Source organism: Agrobacterium larrymoorei, assembly GCF_037722385.1.
Taxonomy (GTDB): domain Bacteria; phylum Pseudomonadota; class Alphaproteobacteria; order Rhizobiales; family Rhizobiaceae; genus Agrobacterium; species Agrobacterium larrymoorei_C.
The window spans coordinates 444,778-468,013 of sequence record NZ_JBBKAQ010000020.1 but is presented as its reverse complement, the minus strand read 5'-3'; the positions used below and the strand labels follow the sequence as shown (position 1 = coordinate 468,013).

Annotated in this window: 14 protein-coding genes and 1 tRNA gene; 9 read left to right on the top strand and 6 right to left on the bottom strand. The window is 57.5% G+C overall.

Features of this window, described 5'->3' with window-relative positions:
- The first annotated feature begins 291 nt into the window (after positions 1–291).
- The 3 genes from dnaG (at position 292) to WKI41_RS21155 (ending at position 5,923) form a co-directional block, all read left to right on the top strand.
- Positions 292–2,277, top strand: coding sequence for a DNA primase (dnaG, locus tag WKI41_RS21165; protein WP_340195395.1), 1,986 nt, complete (start codon positions 292–294; stop codon positions 2,275–2,277).
- Positions 2,278–2,770: 493 nt separating this feature from the next.
- Positions 2,771–4,825, top strand: a complete 2,055-nt coding sequence (gene rpoD / locus WKI41_RS21160) for an RNA polymerase sigma factor RpoD (RefSeq protein ID WP_340195394.1) — start codon at positions 2,771–2,773, stop codon at positions 4,823–4,825.
- A 108-nt stretch (positions 4,826–4,933) separates the two neighbouring features.
- Positions 4,934–5,923 (top strand): DUF930 domain-containing protein, encoded by a 990-nt coding sequence (locus WKI41_RS21155; RefSeq protein ID WP_340195393.1) that lies wholly within the window; start codon positions 4,934–4,936, stop codon positions 5,921–5,923.
- A 34-nt stretch (positions 5,924–5,957) separates the two neighbouring features.
- Here WKI41_RS21155 and WKI41_RS21150 read toward each other — a convergent pair whose 3' ends face one another.
- A complete protein-coding gene (locus tag WKI41_RS21150) occupies positions 5,958–8,510 on the bottom strand; it encodes an HWE histidine kinase domain-containing protein (protein ID WP_340195392.1) in 2,553 nt (850 codons plus the stop codon).
- Between the two features lie 298 nt (positions 8,511–8,808).
- Between WKI41_RS21150 and WKI41_RS21145 the strand changes: the two genes are divergently transcribed.
- The gene (locus WKI41_RS21145) at positions 8,809–9,231 is read left to right on the top strand and encodes a secondary thiamine-phosphate synthase enzyme YjbQ (RefSeq protein WP_340195506.1); all 423 of its coding nucleotides are present in this window, start codon (positions 8,809–8,811) and stop codon (positions 9,229–9,231) included.
- A gap of 129 nt (positions 9,232–9,360) precedes the next feature.
- Positions 9,361–9,705, top strand: a complete 345-nt coding sequence (locus WKI41_RS21140) for a hypothetical protein (RefSeq protein WP_340195391.1) — start codon at positions 9,361–9,363, stop codon at positions 9,703–9,705.
- A 125-nt stretch (positions 9,706–9,830) separates the two neighbouring features.
- Here WKI41_RS21140 and WKI41_RS21135 read toward each other — a convergent pair whose 3' ends face one another.
- Entirely contained in the window at positions 9,831–10,565 is a 735-nt protein-coding gene (locus WKI41_RS21135) for an SIMPL domain-containing protein (protein WP_340195390.1), read from the bottom strand.
- 180 nt (positions 10,566–10,745) lie between these two features.
- Here WKI41_RS21135 and WKI41_RS21130 point away from each other — a divergent pair.
- Positions 10,746–10,821 (top strand) — tRNA-Ile (locus WKI41_RS21130).
- 95 nt (positions 10,822–10,916) lie between these two features.
- Here the strand turns inward: WKI41_RS21130 and WKI41_RS21125 are convergent.
- A complete protein-coding gene (locus WKI41_RS21125; RefSeq protein WP_340195389.1) occupies positions 10,917–12,674 on the bottom strand; it encodes an ATP-dependent nuclease in 1,758 nt (585 codons plus the stop codon).
- 576 nt (positions 12,675–13,250) lie between these two features.
- Between WKI41_RS21125 and WKI41_RS21120 the strand changes: the two genes are divergently transcribed.
- On the top strand, positions 13,251–13,703 hold the full coding sequence (locus WKI41_RS21120) for a hypothetical protein (RefSeq protein ID WP_340195388.1): 453 nt from the start codon (positions 13,251–13,253) through the stop codon (positions 13,701–13,703).
- 164 nt (positions 13,704–13,867) lie between these two features.
- Here the strand turns inward: WKI41_RS21120 and WKI41_RS21115 are convergent, their stop codons facing one another.
- Positions 13,868–15,115, bottom strand: coding sequence for an AGE family epimerase/isomerase (locus tag WKI41_RS21115; RefSeq protein ID WP_113271487.1), 1,248 nt, complete (start codon positions 15,113–15,115; stop codon positions 13,868–13,870).
- 189 nt (positions 15,116–15,304) lie between these two features.
- Here WKI41_RS21115 and metH point away from each other — a divergent pair, with 189 nt between their 5' ends.
- Entirely contained in the window at positions 15,305–19,078 is a 3,774-nt protein-coding gene (gene metH, locus WKI41_RS21110) for a methionine synthase (protein WP_340195387.1), read from the top strand.
- Between the two features lie 302 nt (positions 19,079–19,380).
- On the opposite strand, the gene WKI41_RS21105 is transcribed toward metH, so the two are convergent.
- The gene (locus WKI41_RS21105) at positions 19,381–20,508 is read right to left on the bottom strand and encodes an S-(hydroxymethyl)glutathione dehydrogenase/class III alcohol dehydrogenase (protein WP_340195386.1); all 1,128 of its coding nucleotides are present in this window, start codon (positions 20,506–20,508) and stop codon (positions 19,381–19,383) included.
- Positions 20,509–20,592: 84 nt separating this feature from the next.
- Complete coding sequence (locus WKI41_RS21100) at positions 20,593–21,531, bottom strand: DMT family transporter (RefSeq protein ID WP_340195385.1); 939 nt, start codon at positions 21,529–21,531, stop codon at positions 20,593–20,595.
- Between the two features lie 204 nt (positions 21,532–21,735).
- On the opposite strand from WKI41_RS21100, the gene glmU reads away from it, so the two are divergent.
- A complete protein-coding gene (gene glmU / locus WKI41_RS21095) occupies positions 21,736–23,097 on the top strand; it encodes a bifunctional UDP-N-acetylglucosamine diphosphorylase/glucosamine-1-phosphate N-acetyltransferase GlmU (RefSeq protein ID WP_340195384.1) in 1,362 nt (453 codons plus the stop codon).
- Positions 23,098–23,236 lie beyond the last annotated feature (139 nt).

Here is a 23,236-nt window from a genome sequence, read left to right as displayed (position 1 = left end):
GCAAGCGGTGGGGGGATACTGCCCTGGCCTTCCGAATGTACTCTCAACACTCGACCTCATGTCGATGATCAGAGATTGCCACGCGTCTCGCCCTTCTTCAAATTACAAATAGGTAATTTGGTGTGGGTGGTTTCTGCCGCAATTTTGCCTGAAGTTTCGATAGAGGCGGTGATTTGCGCTCTGTGCCAGAGACTGTGAATAACGGGCACGAGGACGCGTCAGGCGTGGTATTTTACTGCTTACGGGCCTATATAGAAGATCGCCGGAAGTCCGGCAGAGATTTCAGGTACAATGCGCTTTTCAAACTCCTTCCTCGACGAGATACGCGACCGGGTGAACATCTCCGATGTCATCGGCAAACGCGTGACGTGGGACAGGAAGAAGAGTAATGCCTCCAAGGGCGATTACTGGGCATGCTGCCCCTTTCATGGTGAGAAGAGCCCGAGCTTTCACTGCGAGGATCGCAAGGGGCGTTACCACTGCTTCGGTTGCGGCGTTTCCGGCGATCATTTCCGCTTCCTGACAGATCTCGACGGGATGGCTTTTCCCGAAGCCGTGCAGCAGATTGCCGATATGGCAGGCGTTGCCATGCCACAGCCGGATGTGCAGACCGAGCGGCGTGAGCGAGAACGGGCGTCGCTGCAAGACGTCATGGAAATGGCGACGCTGTTCTTTCAGGATCAGCTGCAGACGGCGGCAGGTGCGAGAGCACGCGCTTATCTTCGCGATCGCGGTCTGACGGGGCGCACCATCGAGACCTTCCGTCTGGGCTACGCGCCCGATAGCCGCAATGCGTTGAAAGAGCATCTTGCAGCCAAGGGCATCACCAAGGAGCAGATGGAGGCGTGCGGTCTCGTCGTGCATGAGAACGTGCCCGTGTCATACGACCGTTTCCGCGACCGCATCATGTTTCCCATCCTGTCTTCGCGTGAGAAGGTCATTGCCTTTGGCGGGCGTGCCATGGCGGCGGATGCTTTGGCGAAATATCTGAACTCCAATGAGACGGAGCTCTTCCACAAGGGCAGCGTGCTCTACAATTTCGCCCGTGCGCGCCGAGCGACGCAGTCGGCTGGCACCGTGATTGCAGTCGAAGGCTATATGGATGTGATCGCGCTTCATCAGGCAGGCGTCGAGAATGCTGTGGCACCACTCGGAACGGCGCTGACGGAAAACCAGCTTGAGCTTCTGTGGAAGATGTCGACGCAGCCCGTTCTCTGCTTCGATGGCGATGGTGCGGGTATTCGCGCTGCAAACCGTGCGGCGGATTTGGCGCTGCCGCATATCAAGCCTGGACGTTCGGTCAGCTTCGCCTTGCTTCCCGATGGCAAGGATCCGGACGATCTGGTGCGCCATGAGGGTAGGGCGCCTTTCGACCGTGTGCTTTCTGAGGCCAAGCCGCTGGCGTCGATGATCTGGAGCCGTGAGACGGCCTCGACCGCCTTCGATACGCCGGAAAAACGTGCCGAGTTGGAAAACCGTCTTCGCCAGATCGTTTCCGTGATTGGTGATGAGAGCGTGCGACGCTTCTACCAACAGGATATGCGAGACCGGCTCAATGCATTTTTTCAGCCGCAGTTTCAGCGCGGCAATAACAACATGCCGAGCCGCAACTTCGGTCGCGGTGCTCCGGCCAATGGCAGAAATGGGCAACGGGGGCAGGGTGCCGCTTCTTCCGGAGGTGGCGGCGGGATCTCCGATCGGCTCAGCCAGTCCGGTCTGGTCAAAGGCTATCTGACGACGCCCGCACTTCGCGAGAGCGTTCTGGCGCTGACCATCGTCAACCATCCGCAACTGTTGCTGGAGGAATATGACGAGATTGCCGCCATCGATTACGAGAACCGCGATCTTCAACGTCTCTGGTCTCAGGTGCTGACCTATGCTGCAGAGAATGCGGCGGAGCTTTCGCGCACCGGCCTGATGGAACGTTTGGAGGCGCATGGGTTCGATGCGATGGTGAAGGCGATGAACCAGCAGGTGCGCAATGCCCGGCTGTGGACCGCGACCGAGCAGGCAGCGCCTGAGGATGCGCGGGAAGGCTATGTGCAGGCGCTGTCGCTTCACAAGCGCACGAAAGCCCTGAAATGGCAAAAGATCGATCTGGAACGCGAGATTGCCGAAGCCACGGAGGATGGCGACGGCGAGCGTGTGGGTCTGTTGATGCGGGCGCTGTCCGAAGTGCAGCTTGAGATCGGCCGGATGGAAAACCAGGAAGCGATTATCGACGGTTTTGGTGTGATGTCGGGCAGAGTTAAAGGGCCGGCTTACGGACATGGATGAGGCGAGGTTTAATGCGCCCGACGTGCTCGCCACACTTTAAGGTCTGACTTCGCTCTTCGTCTTTGCTGCAAAATGGCGTGATATTTTCACACGCCCCGCTCTCGCTGTTTCGATGCGCTCAGGCTTGCCTTTTGTAATTATTGCCCTAAATAGGGGATACGTTGGTGAAGGCCCGCAAAATGTTGCCGCTATGACGGCTTTTTCGGTTTTTAACCCTAGGTCTGGCCGGAAAGGCTTGACGTAACGGGAAATAGCGGGAATCACCATTTCAGGAAAAGTAAGGTGGAATGGACCTTGGCGGATCGAAACTGCATGAGCATGTATTTCCGAATGCACTGTCTTAAGGTTCCTCCGGTAAGTGCTGCGTTTAATCGGCAGTTAAAGATCATTCCGTAGGTGTTTGACGTGATTCGGGGCTGTCGCCGGAAACCTTTGTGAGGTGGACGGCGTTGGCCCGAGACGGATGTTAGCGTCAGGGAAAGCGACGAGATAGATGGCAACCAAAGTCAAAGAAAACGAAGAAGCTGAAAACGAACGCGATGGCGCGACGGATGGGCCGCTTCTCGATCTTTCGGATGACGCGGTCAAGAAAATGATCAAGGCCGCGAAGAAGCGCGGCTACGTCACTATGGATGAACTCAACGAAGTTCTGCCGTCCGATCAGGTCGATCCCGATCGCATCGAAGACATCATGGCGATGCTCAGCGAAATGGGCATCAACGTCGTCGAGGACGAAGACGCCGAAGAGGCTTCCCCTGAGGCTGACAGCGACGATTCCGACGCGGAAGAGTCCGAAGGCGGCGAACTTGCGCCTTCCAGCGGTACAGCACTTGCGACCGCCAAGAAGAAAGAGCCGACCGACCGTACCGATGACCCGGTGCGGATGTACTTGCGCGAAATGGGCTCGGTGGAGCTCCTGTCGCGCGAAGGCGAGATCGCCATTGCCAAGCGCATCGAGGCCGGCCGCGAGACGATGATCTCCGGTCTGTGCGAGAGCCCGTTGACGTTCCAGGCGCTGATCATCTGGCGCGACGAACTCAACGAAGGCACGACGCTGCTGCGCGAGATCATCGATCTCGAAACCACCTATTCCGGTCCCGAAGCCAAGGCTGCTCCGCAGTTCCAGAGCCCGGAAAAGATCGAGGCTGACCGCAAGGCTGCTGAAGAAAAGGAAAAGACCCGCCGCGCCCGTAACCCTGGTGGCGACGACGACGTGACCAATGTCGGCGGTGAAGGTCTGCCGCCGGAAGAGGAAGAAGAGGACGACGACGAGTCGAACCTGTCTCTTGCCGCCATGGAAGCGGAACTGCGTCCGCAGGTCATGGAAACGCTGGATACGATTGCCGATACCTACAAGAAGCTGCGCAAGCTTCAGGATCAGCAGGTCGAGGCGCGTCTTGCCTGCACGGGCACGCTTTCTACCGGCCAGGAACGTCGCTACAAGGAATTGAAGGATCAGCTGATCACGGCGGTTAAGTCGCTTTCGCTGAACCAGAACCGTATCGACAGCCTTGTCGAGCAGCTCTACGACATTTCCAAGCGTTTGATGCAGAACGAAGGCCGTCTGTTGCGTCTTGCCGAATCCTACGGCGTGAAGCGCGACAGCTTCCTTGAGCAGTACCATGGTGCTGAGCTCGATCCGAACTGGATGAAGTCGATCGCCAACCTTGCAGCCAAGGGCTGGAAGGAATTCGCTCGCGAAGAGAACAACACGATCCGCGACATCCGCCAGGAAATTCAGAACCTGGCGCAGGAAACGGGTATTTCGATTGCCGAATTCCGCCGCATCGTTTCGATGGTGCAGAAGGGTGAGCGCGAGGCACGTATCGCCAAGAAGGAAATGGTGGAAGCCAACCTTCGTCTGGTGATCTCGATTGCCAAGAAGTACACCAATCGTGGTCTGCAGTTCCTCGATCTTATTCAGGAAGGCAATATCGGCCTGATGAAGGCGGTCGACAAGTTCGAATACCGTCGCGGCTACAAGTTCTCGACCTATGCGACATGGTGGATTCGTCAGGCGATCACTCGCTCGATCGCCGACCAGGCACGTACGATCCGTATTCCGGTGCACATGATCGAAACGATCAACAAGATCGTTCGTACGTCGCGCCAGATGCTGCATGAAATCGGTCGTGAACCGACGCCAGAAGAGCTGGCTGAAAAGCTGGCCATGCCGCTCGAAAAGGTCCGCAAGGTCCTGAAGATCGCCAAGGAGCCGATCTCTCTCGAAACACCAGTTGGTGACGAAGAGGATTCGCATCTCGGCGACTTCATCGAGGACAAGAACGCGCTTCTGCCGATCGACGCGGCCATTCAGGCGAACCTGCGCGAAACGACGACCCGCGTTCTGGCATCTCTGACGCCACGCGAAGAGCGCGTTCTGCGCATGCGCTTCGGTATCGGCATGAACACCGACCACACGCTGGAAGAAGTTGGCCAGCAGTTCTCGGTTACGCGTGAGCGTATCCGCCAGATCGAGGCGAAGGCGCTGCGCAAGCTGAAGCATCCAAGCCGCTCGCGCAAGCTGCGCTCGTTCCTCGACAGCTGATCGGCAGTCGCACACGATTTAAAACCCGGTCAGATGATGGCCGGGTTTTTTGCTTTCAACGGGACCGATCCCCATTCGGCCAAGATTTCAATGCCCATGGAAACGCCATTGAGACAGACGACGCGGTACAGGAGTTGGACCGTTCCCATCTCCGTGTTGTTGCATGTCGTGGTGATCGGCGTCTTTTATTTTCAATGGCCTGAAGCACCGCTCAAGCCTGCCGAGCCTGACAGTGTGAGCGTGGAGCTCGTGGCGCCGCCCAAGGAAAAGCCACCGACAGAAGAAAAGAAAGCGGAGGAAGCGAAGAAGCCGGAGCCGCCGGCACCTCCACCAGCTCGAACACCTCATCAGCCTAGACCGCCTTCGGCGCCGTCGCCGGCGATGCTGCCACCAGTTGCGCTTCGCCCTGAGGAGACGCAAGTCGATGAGAAGGACCAGCCGAGACGGCAGGAGGACACAGGCGGGGAGGCGAAGCCGGAGCCGGGTCTATCCAAGCAATCAGAAGCGGACACGAGAACAGATCAGCCGACAGCCAACCAGGACGATGCCAAAGACGAACCGTTGAAGGCAGCGATAGAAGGTGTTCCTCAGGCTGCCACGGGCGAAATTGCGGCGGCTGAGAAGCAGAGCGATCAAGTTGCCGCTGTCGTTCCGGCTCCCAAGCCTAACGCGGATGAGACGAAAAGCGAGACGCAGAAGAAAGCCTCCGGTTCTGGCGACCCCAAGCTGAAGCCAGCGCAAAAGATACTGTCCCGCTCTCGAGCTGACCCTATGTCCAGACAATTTCTCGCTGAACTCCCACCGAAGAAAAGACTTGCTAAGTTGTGCACCGCTGAAGCCTTGGCCCAGATCTTGGCTGCTCGCGTCGGTCAAAGGGGAGCAGGAGGAATTATGTCTTCCACCGGAAAGGGTGATGGGATTACCGAGAATGTTCTGGACGTACGCGGAGGGGCCTTTAATGTCGGAACCGAATGGTACGCCTTCGATTTCCGTTGCGAGGCGGATATCGAAAATTATGCAGTCACGAGCTTCAGCTACCACATCGGGAGCAAGCTGTCTGCTTCAGAGGCGAAGCAGCGAGGACTCCCTGCCCTCTAAGGCAGGCGATCCGATCACACTTTGTCGTTCGAGATCAGGCGTTGACTTTCTTGCCAACAAGCTTGCCGATGGACGACAGCAAAGAATCCTCGTCATAGGGCTTGCGAATGATCGGCACGTGCGCCAGTTCGCCCGGTACCATGATGCCGTCGGCGTAGCCCGTGGCGAACATGAAGGGGATTTCGCGTCTCAGCAACTCGTAGGCCACCGGGATTGAGGTATCGCTGCCGAGATTGATGTCGAGAATGGCTATGTCCGGCTTGGCCGTCTTCAGCTTTTCCAGCGCCATTGCGGAAGATGTCGCGGTTTCGATGTCGGTAATGCCATGCTGTTCCAGCATGTACTCCACGTCCATGGCGATCAGCATCTGATCTTCAACGAGAAATACGTTCAACTTTTCCTCCGGGGAATAGGATGCGAAATCGACTTTTCCGCCGATCTGCGTGTCGTTGGTCGTTTCCACGACGCTGACCGAGGCGTGGCGCGCGGGGATGAGAATTTGTGCTTCCAAGCCATGGGGTAGATAATCGATGCGGCTTTTGCCGCCGAGGTCGTAGGGAACGCTGCGGCTGATGAGTGCCGTTCCGAAGCCGGTTTTCGCCGGCGGCGTTATTCTGGTGCGGGCTTTTTCCTGCCAGTCTAGCACGACGTCACGCCGCTCGTTGAGGCGCCAAGAAACAGATAACTCCCCGCCGGCATGGGCAAGGGCCCCATATTTGGCGGCGTTGGTGGCCAGTTCATGCAGGACGAGTGCCATGACTGAAAAGGCGCGCGAATCCAGCACCACGGCCGGTCCATCGAGCGTAATCACAGTTTCCGGCGAGCGATGAGGTGAAAGCTCTGCCTCCAGCAGATCCTTCAACATGCCACCACCTTCACCGCGCACGACTTGATCATGGGCGAAGGAGAGCGCCTGGATGCGTCCCTTGAGTGCCGTCACATATTCCTGCAGGGTGCGGCCTTCCTGGGTGGGGTTGCCCACCAGGGATTTGATGATGGCCAGCACGTTCTTGACGCGGTGGTTCAGCTCTTCGTTCAACATGCGCTGGCGCACTTCTGCCTGCGCTCTTTCGTCCGCCATCAACTCGCTATGGCGGAATGCCACTTCCACCAGCGCAACGCGCGCCGCTTCTGCAATCTGCCGGTCTTCGTCCGTCCAGGGCTGGGCCTGTTTGTGAACGGTTTCCTTCCAGATGGCGAAGCTCTTGCGTGGTGTCAGACGGTCGCCCATCGGGCCCGTCTGATAGGATTTTTCCGGATTACCACCCCAGTTCAGCGTCTGGATCAACTCCTTTCGGAAGAACAGGAGATAGTCGTTTTTCACCTGCGAGAGCGAGACCGCCATCAGGCCGGCCGTCAGGCCGCTATACTCCTCAGCCTCGGGCAAGTGGTTGAAGAGCGCATGGGTCGCCCATACCTTGCCCTCTGACACGGAATGCAGAAGCCTGCCGATGTGCGGAATGGCGGTATCCGGCGGGGTGCTGCCGACGCTATACCAATTGTCGTTCATCAACAGACCGACGCCATCGCAGGGCATCAGTGTCTTGAAGTCGTGCAAGTTGTCCGCCAGAAGCTCTTCGATATTCGTCTGGTGGGTGGCAAGACGCAGGAATCGATCGAGTGCTGCGTGCGCGTCCTGCGCTGTCATCAGCTTTTTCTGCTGCTTGAGCGCCTGCAGGTGGAGGGAAAAGAACTCACCGAACATTTCCGCCGCAATGCGCACGGGCATGGGCAGGATTCGCGGAGAATAATGGTGACAGGCAATCAGCCCCCACAGCTCTCCCTCGACAATGATGGAAATCGACATGGAGGCCGACACACCCATATTGCGGAGGTATTCTAGGTGGATGGGCGAGACGCTGCGCAGATGGGCGTAAGAGAGATCCAGATGCTCTCCGGATGCGTCGATGCGCGGGATGACGGGGACCGTTTCACCCTCGGTGCTTGAGATGATGCGCAACGTGTTCTTGAGGTAAAGCGCGCGCGCCTGCTGCGGAATGTCGCTTGCAGGAAAGTACTGACCAAGGAAGCTCTCGAGCGCTGGCTGTTTTGCTTCCGATATGACCTTGCCCGCGCCATCTTGCTCGAAGCGATAGATCATCACCCGGTCATAGCCGAGCATTGCCTTGATCAGACGCGATGTACGGGAAATTAGACTATCGACATTGTCGGCTTCGCGAATGCGATCAATCATCAACTGAGCGGTGTGAAGAGGCTGCGCCTCATCGGTCGCCGTCTCCAACTCGATGATCGTGACCGACTTATAGCGATGGATCGCAACATCATAGGCTCGCCCGTTGCCCATGCGGACATTGGGCAGAAGGGCGGCGCGGTTGCTGTTTGCCGTCACGGTCAAGGCGTTGCGCAGATCATGCACGGCGGTATTGCCAAAGATCTCTTCGGTCTGGCGGCCGGTCATGTCGCCCGCAATGCCAAGGAAGGTCTCGCAGTTCTCTGAATAACGAAGAATGGTGCGCATGGCGTTATCGCACACGATCAAACAGCCATGCGGCTGGATGCTGCCTGGAATGTGGATCGGTTCTCTGTCGCAGTTCGTGAGATCGACCTTCTGGTCTAAAGGCATCATGGGTCAGTGTTCCAAGCGCAGTGTTATGCTGGACTGCAGGTGGGCCGCTCTTTGAAGGGAAGAGTTGGGCCGGTGGAAATCCCTTGTTATATCTCTTCCTTGAGAAGAGGGTGCAAAGGTCCCAGAGCCGTTGTCTTGCATTTCATGAAGAGTGCATATTCCAAGTTCTTCTGCGCTTGCAAGGCAATTCATAGATCGTCTCGTTCGTGGGGCGTGCGTCCAGTACGCACAGACCTTGCCCATAGTGACCAATAACGGCCAGCTTTTACTTTGGTTCCAGCAGTAGGAAATAATAATGATGCCTCAAAAAATCATCGAACTGAGTACAAGGGGACAAGGTCTTTACGAATTCACGGATGAGGCTGCCGCGTTTGTCAGGAATGCCGGGGCGGAGGAGGGACTTTTGACGGTCTTCGTGCGGCACACCTCCTGCTCTCTCATCATTCAGGAGAATGCCGACCCGGATGTGCAGCGTGATCTGAAGACATTCTTCTCCCGCCTTGTGCCGCCCTCTAGTGATCCGTCGATGCGTTGGGTCGTCCATACTATGGAAGGACCGGATGATATGCCCGCGCATATCAAGGCGGCGCTGACGCAGGTCTCGATCGGCATTCCCGTTTATTCCGGGCGGATGATGCTCGGCACGTGGCAGGGCATCTATCTCTTCGAGCATCGGGATCGACCGCACCGGCGCGAGGTAGTGCTGCATCTTTCTGCGTAGACGCGTTTCTTGCCTGAACGACGGGTGAATGACCGGTTCTGATAATGTTCAGCAGAACTTGATTAGCTTCTGCTCAATCGGCCCGGCACGAATGCCAAGGCCACGGTTTTTAGAAACGGAGCAAGACCTATGATTGGCAACTTTGTAAAAGCAGGTTTGGCAGCCCTTATCGCACTCGGCGGTGTTTCTGCCACAGCCACCAGCGCCTCTGCCGATGGTTTCCGGTACGGCATCTATGTTCAGGATGGCTACCGTCACGGTGGCCATGGCGGCCCAGGCTGGGGTCGTCCGGATCGTGGTCGTGATCGCTGCTCGCCCTGGCTTGCGGAAGAAAAGGCAAGCCGCATGGGCATCCGTCGGGCTCGCGTCGTCGATGTTTCGCCGCGCCGCGTCGTTGTTGCCGGCTTCGATCGCTACGGTCGTGACCGCGTCGTGTTCGCCAATGTTCGTGGATGCCCGGTCATCCGCCGCTAATTCCTGATCGATGATCCTATCAGAACAACGCCCCCGTCATGAGAATGGCGGGGGCATTTTTGTGTCGGCGAACAGGCTATGTTTTTCACAGCGAGGGTGCGTTTATGAGACGCGCCCTTTCTGGGTTACTGTTCGATCGCGAATGTCACGTTGACGTTGACGACATAGGTGTTTTCGCCTGCGGCAATCGGCACGCTATCTTCCTTTTGCATGGTGGCGCGCATCATCGGTGCGGGGACTGGCAAGGGGCGAGGGCTGTTCTCGCTGATCTCCAGAACGCGCCCGACCTTCACACCGGCCGCTTCCGCCAGCGTCTTTGCTTTCGCAACGGCGTGCTCAACAGCCTTCTTGCGCGCATCGGTGAAGACCGCTTCCGGATTGTCATTGGTAAAGGTGATATCGCCGCCCTGATTGATCCCGAGCTTCACCGACGTATCGAGAATCCCGCCAAGCTTGGTCAGGTCGCGGACGCGCACCGTCAGCCCATTGGTCACCTGATATCCGGTAATTTCCGGCGGGATGTAAACGCCATCCTTCGGCTCGAACTGCTTGTAGACGGGCTGCACCGAAAAATTCGAGGTCTGCAGATCGCGATCGGCAATACCGGCCTTCTTCAACGCCGCCTGAACTTCGGTCATCGCCTTGTTGTTTTCGCTCAAGGCCTCGGCGGCCGTCTGCGCCTGCTTCAAGACACTGAACGAAAGAACGGCCATATCGGGAGCGGTAGAGGCGTTGCCTTCGCCGGAAACCGTAATCGTCGCTTCGCGCGGCTTGGCGTCTTGCGCAAGGGCTGCGAATGGCGCGAGCGCGGCAAGCGTGACGGAGCCAATAGCGATCGAACGAGCCAGTCTGGATACCATGAAAAAGTCCTCTGTTGATGTCCCTCTACATCCTATGGCTTTAGATTATGAGACTATTACGGCATAGATTGTGTCCGCCGATTTTCAACGGCTTGTCGCACCGGAAAAATTGCGTTAGAGCGAGACCCACGCACCGGCTGGACCATTGCAGCCCTGCGCATCGACGCGTTTTGCATCGAAGGGCCTGTAGCTCAATGGTTAGAGCCGGCGGCTCATAACCGCTTGGTTGGGGGTTCGAGTCCCTCCGGGCCCACCATTTTTTATCTAACGGCGTATCGCCAGAATACTTTATCAGGACAGCATTCCAGCGCTTCCAAGAGTAGCCTGCGGTGGTTTTTCAATCAGCTTTGGCTATTCGCCAAGGTGGTCCTGAATTCTGTGAAGAATTTTGAACATCACGGGGTCAACATCTTCGGCCAGAAGCTCGTCGATGATTCTAACTGGGGTTAGAGTTACCGAGAATTTTTCTTGGACTCTGCCCGCAATTTCCGAGAATACGGCTTTGCCGGGTACTACCTTTCGCCTGAAATCGCTGGTGCACCAGGAGTTCGTAAAGGCTTCCTCTTCTGCTGCGGAAATCGTTGCGATGTCTTTCTTTGAGCCTTTACCTACCTCATAACTTATTCGGCTGCCAATTCGAGCGGACAGGGTCTTTGATTTCATCCTCTCAAAGCATGAATCAAAAATATCCAAAATATCCTGTTCCCATCCAACGAGCAGCGCACGGGTAGAGTACCGTTTTACAGTGGCGATCACTGCGTTCGGCACAAGCAGAAGATTCTCGATTTCTTTGAATGGTAGGACCTCGCACCTTGTTTCTTTTGTGTTTACCTCTCGAAGAAACTCCTCGACTTCATCGTCGCATCTATAGTCTCGGTCGAATATCGCCGCCACCGGGATATGGAAGCCGAAGAAGTTCTCAAAGACCCATGACGAGGTGGATACACGCGACCAGTTTGCAAAACCATCCGTTTTCATCAGCGTAACGCTTCCGCTAGAAATAAAATCCATGCCGCCATGCTTTTTGGCGACCCTGGAGAGTATCCGGGCGTCCTTTCCCTCGAAGTAGAGAACCTTCTTAGTCTTCGCCAACCGTGCGAATTGTGCGTTTTCCGAACTGCCGATAGCGGCATAGACATCAGAGTATCCTGACTCGCCTTGAATTCTTCTTGCACCGCGAGAATCCGGGCGAACGATCAGAACATCGCCAGGTTCGACTGTGTTGATGATTTCCGTGGAATGGGTGGCGATGAAATACTGACCAACGCGCTGCCCGATCACATCCAAAAGGCGATGCTGCAGATCGGGATGCAGGTAGATGTCGGGCTCGTCCAGTATCAGTGTTGAGTTTTTATCGGCGCTGCTCAGGTGCATCATAGTCTGCATCCAAACCTGAAAACCGAATCCGGCCCATTGGACCTCCCTGACATTGCCACCGTCTCGGAAGTACATTCGGACGATTGGACGAGGTCCCCCGTGTTCAACTTCGGGAAAACTCAACTTGATACCAGGCCAACCCAGTTCCACCAATTCAGCAAATGTATCGAATTCATCTTTGCTTTTGTGGAGCCAAAAATTGCGAAAGTTGCGGCTCGCAAGCCGACCATATCTGTTTCGGTCTACCGTCTCTTTAAGAACAAGCTCCTCGTTTTGCTCGAGTGGGCTGAGGGTCGGAACGATGACCAAGTTCAATGGAAATCGTTCGCGCAAGAAACCTGCATTTTTGCGTCCGGCGATATCAGTCACCAGAATACATTCCAGATCGCCGTCTTTCGGTATCGAGATAATGAACGAGTTTCCATTATTGAGCTTGATCGATATTTGAGCCGGCCCATCTCCGAAATTGTGGATACAAGCCCTGAGGTCGTTCTGGACCGTCGAAACAGGAACCATCCAGGTGGAACAGACACCATACGGATCGTGTGACTTGAGGATAGCATTTCTGCGGCTGGCCACTCTTAACGCATCGAATGCGATCCTGAACGCATCCAACGCCGTTGACTTCCCAGCGTTGTTCGGCCCGACTAGGACGTTTCGCTCCCTGGCTGACAAGGTGAAACGAGAAAACGACTTGTAGTCCTTGAATTCAATTGATCGAACTTTGCTCATCTTCAGTCACAACGTGAAGTCGAATTCCTTCACCTCACATGATTCTTGGAGGATTGCCCAAGGTTTTCTTGAGACTTCCATTTGGTTTTTTTCCTCGTTCGAGAATGGCAGACGCGAATTTCCCACTTCACCGCCAGATTGCCATCAATACGCATGAGGGTTCGGGGCGTGTTGGGTTTCATGACCGCACTCAATAGATATTGAGCAATTGGTTTTATTGAATGTGAGAAAAGGGTGCCGCAGGAGCAACGAATGTAACGAAAGGGTCAGGCTTGCTGATGACAGTCGGGAAAAAGTTAAATGTTTTCAAAGACGCGAAGGCCTCTGGCCGCCTGACGATGTATGAAAAAGGATATCCGCCAGTAGTCGCGGATCAGGCACGTTGCGGCTTACCTTGCCGATCAAGAGCTTAATGGTCTTTTCGGTTCGGAGTGCTCTTGTCACGCCGACTTTACTGCGTCTGCCTGTGCGGCTTCGCGTTTAGGGCTATAAGGGGAGCTTAGCATCCGTTTTGTCGAAGGCCTTGGGAGAAAGAACACTGACTGACATCATGTCGTATATCGCGGAGAGTCGTTCATGATCGTCGGCATCGTTCTGACGGTCGCCTTGCTGTTGTTTCTGATCGCTTTCCCGCGACATCTGAAACCTGTTGTGGCGGCACTTGCCGTGGTGTGGGCCTGCCTCGGAGGCTGGGTTTTGTTTGACTGGGTCCGCTATGGCGAAAGGCTTGAGAAAATCATTGCCACGGCGGCCTATGACCCGACCTGTCGGGATGAGAATGCGCCGATCCGGGTGAGCTTTCAGAATACTAATGATGTGGCGGTCGAGCGGTTGACCTATACGTTGGAAGGTTTTGAGCCCGCCTTCCGTGCGCCGATTTCGCTCGAGGCCTATCAGCCAAACGAAAGGCGGTTGGGGCCGCATGAGAGCTATGCTGCCTGCCGGCCATTTCGGTTGCGCAGCAATGAGCAAGCCGATCCCGCGCGGCTGGAATGGCGTGTGACGGTCAACTCAGCAGATTTCGAGTGAGCTTCCTGATGGCGCGGCGATACAGCATTGGCCCGAGAATCGGACTCGATTTTCGGAAAGCACGATGCGTAGATTCAAAAAGCTAAAGCGTCCTTTGTGCGTCCAATAGGACGCACGGCGCTTTAGAGTCTCTGCGCTTCGCCGTGCCATTTGTCATGCTTCAATCAGAAGCGCGCGCCTTTTTCGGCGATCATCTTCGTCAGGCTGCCATCCGCCGGGAAAAGCGGGATGAGGCAGGCTTGAAGGGCGTGGTAGATGTCTCCCTTGCCGGGGAAGAGGGTGTTGGCCGGAACGAGGTCTTCCGTCAGCTCTTCATGCCAGCCACCGAATTGATGATCGAGGAAGGTGTTGGCGATCGTGCTCCAGATGCGGCGATAGCTGTCTTCGTAGAACTCGTCGGCGGGCAGATGCTCGTTGAGGAAGTGGGCCGCACCGGCGGCTTCGCACATCGGCCACCAGAGCTTTTCCGTCTTGGCGGGCGTGTTGTCCCAGTCGAGCGTATAGAAGAAACCGCCTTTTTCGCGGTCCCAGCCGAGCGCCATGGACTGGACGAAGAGTGACTTGGCGGCGGTCGGCATCCAGTCATGCTTGCGCTCACCCAGGATCCAGAGCTGCAGGATGAGGCGAGACCATTCCAGCCAATGACCCGGCGTGGAGCCTGAGGGGCGGAACATTTCGTTGCCGCGATAATCCTTGTCCAGCACCCAGTTCTCATCGAAATGCTCCGGCACGCGGAAGTCCAGCGCGCCAGCGGCGCGGCGGATGATGAGGTCGGCAATGCGTTCTGCCTTGATGAGATAGGACGTGTCGCCCGTGGCCTCGAAGGCAGCCATCAGGGCTTCGGTGAGGTGCATATTGGAATTCTGGCCGCGATAATTCTCGATCGGCGACCAGTCGCGGTGGAACTCTTCATTGATGGCGCCGTGCTTCTCTTCCCAGAATCGGGTTTCGAGAACCTCGGTCACATCGGCCAGCATCGCATCGGCCAACGGATGACCGACGACCTTGGCGGAAGAGGCGGCGAGAAGCACGAAGGCGTGGCCATAACCCTGCTTGGTGGCGTCGGCGGGACCGTTGTCATCCACCTGCCAGAAATAGCCGCCATGCTCCTGGTCTCGGTGCTTGTCCCATAGATAGGTCATGCCATGGTCGACGATATCGCCGCAGCCGGGCCGACCGAGAAGGTGGCCGATGGAGAAGCAATGGACCATGCGGGCAGACGCGTGGATGCCGCGCACCGGATTGTCGGAGGAGAGGGGAGCGCCTTTCCGGTCGAGATCGAAGAAGCCGCCTTTGGGATTGACCGCGCGATACTGGAAGAAGTCGAAGAGGCCTTCCGCCTGCTTTACCAGCCATTGGCGGTGCCAGGGCAGCGTGCTCCAATAGGCTTTCGTGCTTTCCGTCTCCGTCATCCGTTCCTCCTTTGATGCGCTGGTGGAGGATACCTATATCTTTGAGGCGCAAGGGTGTCATCCATGCTTAGAATTTCGTACTGTCTTTCTCAGATGAGCACGACTGAAGCTGCGCGATATGTTGACATAAAGATATCTTTATGTGACTTGATAACTTGCTGATTTGCAAAGAATGAGGAGTGAGTGCCGATGTTGGACGATCTGTTTGGCCCCCTGGGCGGCAAACGCGACGGCGCGGAAATTCTGAAGGCGCTGAAACAGGCGGCTGAAGAGCGCATCCTCATTCTCGATGGCGCCATGGGCACGCAGATCCAGGGCCTTGGATTTGACGAGGACCACTTCCGCGGTGATCGTTTCATTGGGTGTGCCTGTCACCAGAAGGGCAATAACGACCTCCTGATCCTGACGCAGCCGGATGCAATCGAGGATATCCATTTCCGCTACGCCATGGCGGGGGCGGATATTCTGGAGACCAACACGTTTTCGTCGACGCGCATCGCGCAGGCCGATTACGAGATGGAAGGCGCGGTCTATGATCTCAATCGCGAGGGCGCCTTCATCGTGCGTCGTGCCGCCCAACGTGCCGAGCGCGAGGATGGCCGCCGCCGTTTCGTCGCAGGCGCTATCGGCCCGACCAACCGCACCGCGTCGATCTCGCCGGATGTGAACAATCCCGGCTATCGTGCCGTCAGCTTCGATGATCTGCGCCTTGCCTATGGCGAGCAGATCGACGGCCTGATCGATGGCGGTGCCGACGTCATCCTCATTGAAACCATATTCGATACGCTGAACGCCAAGGCGGCGATCTTCGCCTGCGAGGAGCGCTTTGCTGCCAAGGGCATTCATCTGCCGGTGATGATCTCTGGTACGATCACCGACCTTTCCGGTCGTACCCTTTCCGGCCAAACGCCGTCGGCCTTCTGGAACTCTGTGCGGCACGCCAACCCGTTCACCATCGGCCTCAATTGTGCGCTCGGTGCCAACGCCATGCGTCCGCATTTGCAGGAATTGTCGGATGTGGCCGACACCTTCATCTGCGCCTATCCGAATGCTGGCCTGCCTAACGAATTCGGCCAGTATGACGAAACGCCGGAGATGATGGCGGCACAGGTTGCCGAGTTTGCCCGTGAAGGTCTGGTCAATGTGGTGGGCGGATGCTGCGGCTCGACGCCGGAGCATATCCGCGCCATTGCAGACGCCGTGAAGGGTTTCGAACCGCGCAAGGTGCCGGAACACAAGTCCTTCATGTCGCTGTCTGGCCTCGAGCCCTTCGTGCTGACCAAGGATATTCCCTTCGTCAATGTCGGCGAGCGCACGAATGTGACCGGCTCTGCCAAGTTCCGCAAGCTGATCACCGCTGGCGACTATACCGCGGCACTCGCTGTCGCCCGCGATCAGGTGGAGAACGGCGCACAGATCATCGACATCAACATGGATGAGGGCCTGATCGACAGCCAGAAGGCCATGGTCGAGTTCCTCAACCTGATTGCGGCCGAGCCGGATATCGCCCGCGTGCCGGTGATGATCGACAGCTCCAAATGGGAGATCATCGAGGCGGGCCTGAAATGCGTTCAGGGCAAGTCGATCGTCAACTCCATCTCGCTGAAGGAAGGCGAGGAGAAGTTTCTCGAGCAGGCGCGTCTGGTGCGCAATTACGGCGCTGCCGTCGTCGTCATGGCCTTCGACGAAGTGGGGCAGGCAGATACCTATGAGCGCAAGGTGGAAATCTGCACCCGCGCTTACAAGCTCCTGACGGAGAAGGCAGGGCTGCTGCCGGAAGATATCATCTTCGACCCGAATGTGTTCGCCGTCGCGACAGGTATCGAAGAGCATAATAATTACGGCGTGGACTTCATTCAGGCCACCAAGACGATCCGCGAAACCATGCCGCTGGTGCATATTTCCGGCGGCGTCTCGAACCTGTCCTTCTCCTTCCGCGGCAACGAGCCGGTGCGCGAGGCGATGCATGCCGTGTTCCTCTACCACGCCATTCAGGTCGGCATGGATATGGGCATCGTCAACGCGGGCCAGTTGGCGGTCTATGAGAGCATCGATGCGGAATTGCGCGAGGCCTGCGAAGACGTGGTGCTGAACCGCCGCGACGATGCGACCGAACGGCTGTTGGAGATCGCCGAACGCTTCCGCGGCGCTGGCGCCAAGGAAGGCAAGGTTCAGGATCTGTCCTGGCGCGAACTGCCCGTTGAGAAGCGGCTGGAGCATGCGCTGGTCAACGGCATTACAGACTATATAGATGCCGACACGGAAGAAGCGCGCCAGCAGGCCGCCCGTCCGCTGCACGTCATCGAAGGTCCGCTGATGGCGGGCATGAATGTGGTCGGCGATCTTTTTGGTTCGGGCAAGATGTTCCTGCCGCAAGTGGTCAAATCCGCCCGCGTGATGAAGCAGGCTGTTGCCGTGCTGCTTCCCTATATGGAAGAGGAAAAGCGCCTGAATGGCGGTGACCAGCGCAAGGCTGCCGGCAAGGTGCTGATGGCGACGGTAAAGGGCGATGTCCACGATATCGGCAAGAACATCGTCGGCGTCGTTCTCGCCTGCAACAATTACGAGATCATCGATCTCGGCGTCATGGTGCCGACAACGAAGATCCTTGAGACCGCCGTGGCAGAGAAGGTCGATGTCATCGGTCTTTCAGGTCTCATCACACCTTCGCTGGATGAAATGGTGCATGTGGCCTCGGAGATGGAGCGCATGGGTCTCGACCTGCCGCTTCTGATCGGCGGGGCGACGACCAGCCGTGTTCATACGGCAGTGAAGATCCATCCGCGCTATGAGAAGGGGCAGGCGATCTATGTAACGGACGCTTCGCGTGCGGTGGGCGTGGTCTCGGCGTTGCTGTCTGAAGATCAGAAGCCTGCCTATATCGATAATATCCGTGCCGAATATGCCAAGGTGGCAGATGCGCATGCGCGTAATGAACGCGAGAAGCAGCGCCTGCCGCTGTCGCGTGCGCGCGAAAACGCCCAGAAGGTGAATTGGGCGGGCTACCAGCCGGTCAAGCCGCAATTCATCGGCACCAAGACCTTCGAGACCTACGATCTTGAAGAACTCTCACGCTATATAGACTGGACGCCCTTCTTCCAGACCTGGGAGCTGAAGGGTCGTTTCCCGGCTATTCTCGAGGACGAGAAGCAGGGCGAGGCAGCGCGCCATCTTTATGCCGATGCGCAGGCCATGCTGAAGAAGATCATCGAGGAGAAGTGGTTCCGCCCGCGCGCCGTCATCGGCTTCTGGCCGGCCAATGCGGTTGGCGACGACATCCGTCTGTTCACCGATGAGAGCCGGACGTCCGAACTCGAAACCTTCTACACGCTGCGCCAGCAGCTTTCCAAGCGCGACGGGCGGCCCAATGTCGCGCTGTCGGACTTCGTCGCGCCGAGTGACAGCGGTGTCGCCGATTACGTCGGCGGCTTCGTAGTGACGGCGGGTATCGAGGAAGTGGCGATTGCCGAACGCTTCGAGCGCGCCAATGACGACTACTCATCTATTCTCGTCAAGGCATTGGCCGACCGTTTCGCCGAAGCCTTTGCCGAGCGCATGCATGAGCGTGTGCGAAAGGAGTTCTGGGGCTATGCGCCGGACGAAAACTTCAGCGGCGACGAGCTTGTTGGAGAAGCCTATGCCGGTATTCGCCCGGCGCCCGGCTATCCGGCTCAGCCCGATCATACGGAGAAGGATACGTTGTTCCGGCTACTGGATGCGACGAACCAGACGGGTGTGGAGCTGACTGAAAGTTACGCCATGTGGCCGGGGTCTTCAGTCTCCGGTCTCTATATCGGACATCCGGAAAGCTATTACTTTGGTGTTGCCAAGGTCGAGCGGGATCAGGTCGAGGATTACGCCCACCGTAAGGGTATGGCGGTGAAAGATGTCGAGCGCTGGCTTGGACCGGTGCTGAATTATGTGCCGACGGATGCTGCGAAGGAAGTTGAGACGGCGGCTTGAGTTTGGGGATGGGTTTGCGTCTGTCCTTGACTGTGAGACGCGATACCCCCCTCTGTCCTGCCGGACATCTCCCCCTCAAGGGGGGAGATCGGCAAGGGGCGAGCTCTTCACTCAAACATGAGAGGTGGCCGTGCGGTTAACTCCACCCGATCTCCCACCTTGAGGGGGAGATGCCCGGCAGGGCAGAGGGGGGTGATGGTCCCGCCATCTCGCACGTCAAAAAGAAAGAGGGGCCTCGCAGCCCCTCCAAAACCTTCCGGCGCTTAAACTCTTACAGCCTTCCGCGCCGCTCATTGCTCACATCAATATACCACGACGCCGCGGATGCTTTCGCCCTTGTGCATCAGGTCGAAGCCCTTGTTGATGTCTTCAAGCGGCATGGTGTGTGTGATCATCGGGTCGATCTGGATCTTGCCTTCCATGTACCAGTCGACGATCTTTGGAACGTCCGTGCGGCCGCGGGCGCCGCCGAAGGCGGTGCCCATCCAGTTACGGCCGGTGACCAGCTGGAACGGGCGTGTGGAAATTTCCTGACCTGCACCTGCAACGCCGATGATGACCGATTTGCCCCAGCCGCGGTGGGAGGCTTCGAGAGCCTGGCGCATGACCATGGTGTTGCCGGTGCAGTCGAAGGTGTAATCGGCGCCGCCGATCAGGTCGCCGTTGCGCTTCGTCATGTTGACGAGATAGGGCACGATGTCGTCGCCCACGTCCTTCGGGTTGACGAAGTGCGTCATACCGAATTTTTCGCCCCAGGCCTTACGGTCATTGTTAATGTCGACGCCAATGATCATGTCGGCGCCGGCCAGACGCAGGCCCTGAAGCACGTTGAGGCCGATGCCGCCGAGGCCGAAGACGATCGCCGTCGAGCCGATCTCGACCTTTGCGGTGTTGATGACCGCGCCGATGCCGGTCGTGACACCGCAACCGATGTAGCAGACCTTGTCGAATGGCGCGTCCGGGTTGATCTTGGCAACAGCAATTTCCGGTAGAACCGTGTAATTGGCGAAGGTGGAGCAGCCCATATAGTGGTGGATCTTGTCCTTGCCGATGGAGAAGCGGCTGGTGCCGTCCGGCATCACGCCCTGGCCCTGGGTGGAGCGGATGGCGGTGCAGAGGTTGGTCTTGCGCGAGGTACAGGAATAGCACTCGCGGCATTCCGGCGTGTAGAGCGGAATGACGTGGTCGCCCTTCTTCACCGAGGTGACTCCGGGGCCGACATCGACGACGATGCCAGCGCCTTCATGGCCGAGGATCGCTGGGAAGAGACCTTCCGGATCGGCACCCGAGAGGGTGAAGTCATCGGTGTGGCAGATACCGGTCGCCTTGACCTCGATCAGCACTTCACCGGCGCGCGGGCCTTCCAGCTGAACCGTCATAACTTCCAATGGCTTGCCTGCCTGAACGGCGACTGCGGCGCGAACGTCCATCCTCTGGTCTCCTTCGTGTATCATTCGTGGAAGCACTTTTTGCCCGACGCGGGCCTTATGAACAAGTGCAGTTGCGGCAATTCCTCAAACTTCCGCGACCTCGGCCATCTTGATACGACGCGCGCTCAACCGCTCGCGCCAGATGATGAAGAGGCCAGATGCAACGATGATGACGATGCCGAGCCATTTGGATGGCGTTGGGAAATCGGAAAACAACAGGTAGCCGAGGATCGTGGCGGAGATGATCTCGAAATACTGGAAGGGCGCCAGAAGCGACACGGGCGCGAGGCGAAAAGCCTTGACCACGAGAAGATGCATGTAGCCCGAAATGGAGCCGAGAAGGATCAGGAGAACGAGGCCATGATCCCAGCCGGGCAGGGACATATCGAAATTGGCGTCTCCCAGTCCGTGCCCGATCAGAAGAGCGCCGCCTATGAAGATCGTGCCGGCAATGCCTGCCATGGTCTGCATGACCAAGGGACTGTCACCCTCTCCAATCGCCCGGTTAAGGAAGAGGTAGAGCGTAAAGAGAAAGGCGCAGGCGACTGGAAGCAGCGAGGTGAGGCCGAAGAGTTCGAAGCTCGGCTGTATGACGATCATCGCGCCGATAAAACCAACGGCAATCGCGCTCCAGCGCATCCAGCCCACTCTCTCCCCGAGGAAGAGCGCGGACATGATTGTGAGCAGAAAGGGCTCAACGAAGTAGATGGCGAAGACATCCGCCAGCGGCATGTATTTGACAGCCGCAAAGAAAGTCAGGCTCGCGGCGGCATGAAGGACGCCACGCAGCAGGTTGAGCCAGGGGCGCTTGGCATGGATCAGCGACTTCGGCGACATGAAGAGCAGAAGGGGCAGGGTGCAGACCAGCTGGAAGAAGAAGCGATAGAAGGTGACCTGCCCGGGGGACATGCCGGCATGGGCCATGTATTTCGCGATCGCATCCATGACCGGCAGCACGATCATGCAGGCCGCCATGATGAGCATGCCGCGGACCGGCTGGCTGATGCTGTGCGAAGGGGACATCTGAGGATTCCGCAATTCAGGATGAAGTGGTCGCGGCAGATTAGAGGATTCGTCTGTGGTTGAAAGCGCGTTCTGGCTTTCGAAACGCTTGCGCCGCTCCGCCATCACGATCCTTTTCAAACCTACACGCAATTTCCATGGTTTCTTCATGCTCATGCGGATATAGCGGCATCAGTAGATCTGATCCTTTGAGTGGAGAAACAAGTGGAACGCACCTGTCTTGCCGTCATCCTCGCCGCCGGTGAAAGCACGCGTATGAAATCGTCCATGTCGAAGGTTTTGCACCCTGTTGCTGGCCGGCCGATGATTGCGCATGTCATGCAGGCGGTTTCCGGTGCAGGCGTGAGTGCTGCCGCTCTTGTCGTCGGTCGTGATGCGGACAAGGTGGCGGGGGCTGCGCGGATGGCGGGCGTTTCTGTCGAGCCATTTTTACAGAAGGAGCGGCTTGGAACGGGTAATGCCGTCCTTGCGGCGCGCGAAGCCATCGAGAAGGGCTTCGACGATGTTCTGATCGCCTACGGTGACGTACCGCTGCTGACCGCGGAGACGCTGAACCGGGCGCGCCAGGCACTGACGGACAATGTCGATGTCGTCGTTATCGGTTTTCACACCGACAAGCCAACCGGTTACGGCCGTCTCCTCGTGCAGAATAGCGAACTCGTCGCGATCCGCGAAGAGAAGGATGCGAGCGATGACGAGCGAAAGGTCACATGGTGCAACAGCGGCTTGATGGCGATCAACGGTCGCCGGGCGCTCGATCTGCTCGATCGTATCGGCAACAATAACGTCAAGGGCGAGTATTATCTGACCGATATCGTCGAGATTGCTCGCGCCAATGGCGGCAAGGCTGTGGCCGTCGATGCGCCTGAGGCGGAGATGACCGGCTGCAACAACCGCGCCGAACTCGCTTTTATCGAAAAGCTCTGGCAGGAGCGGGCACGTCACCAGTTCATGATCGACGGCGTTTCGATGATCGCGCCTGAGACGGTGTTCCTCTCATGGGACACTAAGATCGGCCATGACGCTTTGATCGAGCCGAATGTCGTGATCGGTCCTGGTGTCACCATCGAGTCGGGTGCGATCATTCACGCCTTCTCGCATCTTGAAGGCGCGCATGTCAGCGCCGGTGCGACGGTCGGCCCCTATGCGAGGCTCCGCCCTGGCGCCAATCTTGCGGCGAAATCGAAGGTTGGCAATTTCTGCGAAATCAAGAAGGCCGAGATCGGCGAGGGCGCCAAGGTCAATCATTTGACCTATATCGGCGACGCTTTTGTTGGTGCGGGCAGCAATATCGGCGCGGGTACGATCACCTGCAATTATGATGGCATCAACAAGCACGAGACGCGCATCGGTGCAAACGCTTTTATTGGTTCGAACTCTGCGCTTGTGGCCCCCGTGACCATTGGTGACGATGCCTATGTGGCGTCCGGCAGCGTGATTACCGATGACGTTCCGGGCGATGCGCTGGCCTTCGGTCGTGCGCGCCAGGAGGTGAAGGAAGGCCGCGCCAGCGTGCTTCGCGCCCGCGCCCAGGCCATCAAGGACGCCAAGAAGAAACCGGCGTAACCTTCTGACAAAGGTAACGAATAGACATTGAAAGTGACCGCGGTTGCGATTGCGGTTTTTGCGGAAATTGCTACGACTTCCGCCATAGAAAAAGCACCCGGACGAAGACCTGACTCGGTCTTTCGCTTGTTGGATGCTC

Bases quoted from the DNA above. Each gene is read 5' to 3' on its own strand.
- dnaG (WP_340195395.1), top strand. From the start codon at position 292: ATGCGCTTTTCAAACTCCTTCCTCGACGAGATACGCGACCGGGTGAAC.
- rpoD (WP_340195394.1), top strand. From the start codon at position 2,771: ATGGCAACCAAAGTCAAAGAAAACGAAGAAGCTGAAAACGAACGCGAT.
- WKI41_RS21150 (WP_340195392.1), bottom strand. From the start codon at position 8,510: ATGATGCCTTTAGACCAGAAGGTCGATCTCACGAACTGCGACAGAGAA.
- WKI41_RS21145 (WP_340195506.1), top strand. From the start codon at position 8,809: ATGCCTCAAAAAATCATCGAACTGAGTACAAGGGGACAAGGTCTTTAC.
- WKI41_RS21140 (WP_340195391.1), top strand. From the start codon at position 9,361: ATGATTGGCAACTTTGTAAAAGCAGGTTTGGCAGCCCTTATCGCACTC.
- WKI41_RS21135 (WP_340195390.1), bottom strand. From the start codon at position 10,565: ATGGTATCCAGACTGGCTCGTTCGATCGCTATTGGCTCCGTCACGCTT.
- WKI41_RS21125 (WP_340195389.1), bottom strand. From the start codon at position 12,674: ATGAGCAAAGTTCGATCAATTGAATTCAAGGACTACAAGTCGTTTTCT.
- WKI41_RS21120 (WP_340195388.1), top strand. From the start codon at position 13,251: ATGATCGTCGGCATCGTTCTGACGGTCGCCTTGCTGTTGTTTCTGATC.
- WKI41_RS21115 (WP_113271487.1), bottom strand. From the start codon at position 15,115: ATGACGGAGACGGAAAGCACGAAAGCCTATTGGAGCACGCTGCCCTGG.
- metH (WP_340195387.1), top strand. From the start codon at position 15,305: ATGTTGGACGATCTGTTTGGCCCCCTGGGCGGCAAACGCGACGGCGCG.
- WKI41_RS21105 (WP_340195386.1), bottom strand. From the start codon at position 20,508: ATGGACGTTCGCGCCGCAGTCGCCGTTCAGGCAGGCAAGCCATTGGAA.
- WKI41_RS21100 (WP_340195385.1), bottom strand. From the start codon at position 21,531: ATGTCCCCTTCGCACAGCATCAGCCAGCCGGTCCGCGGCATGCTCATC.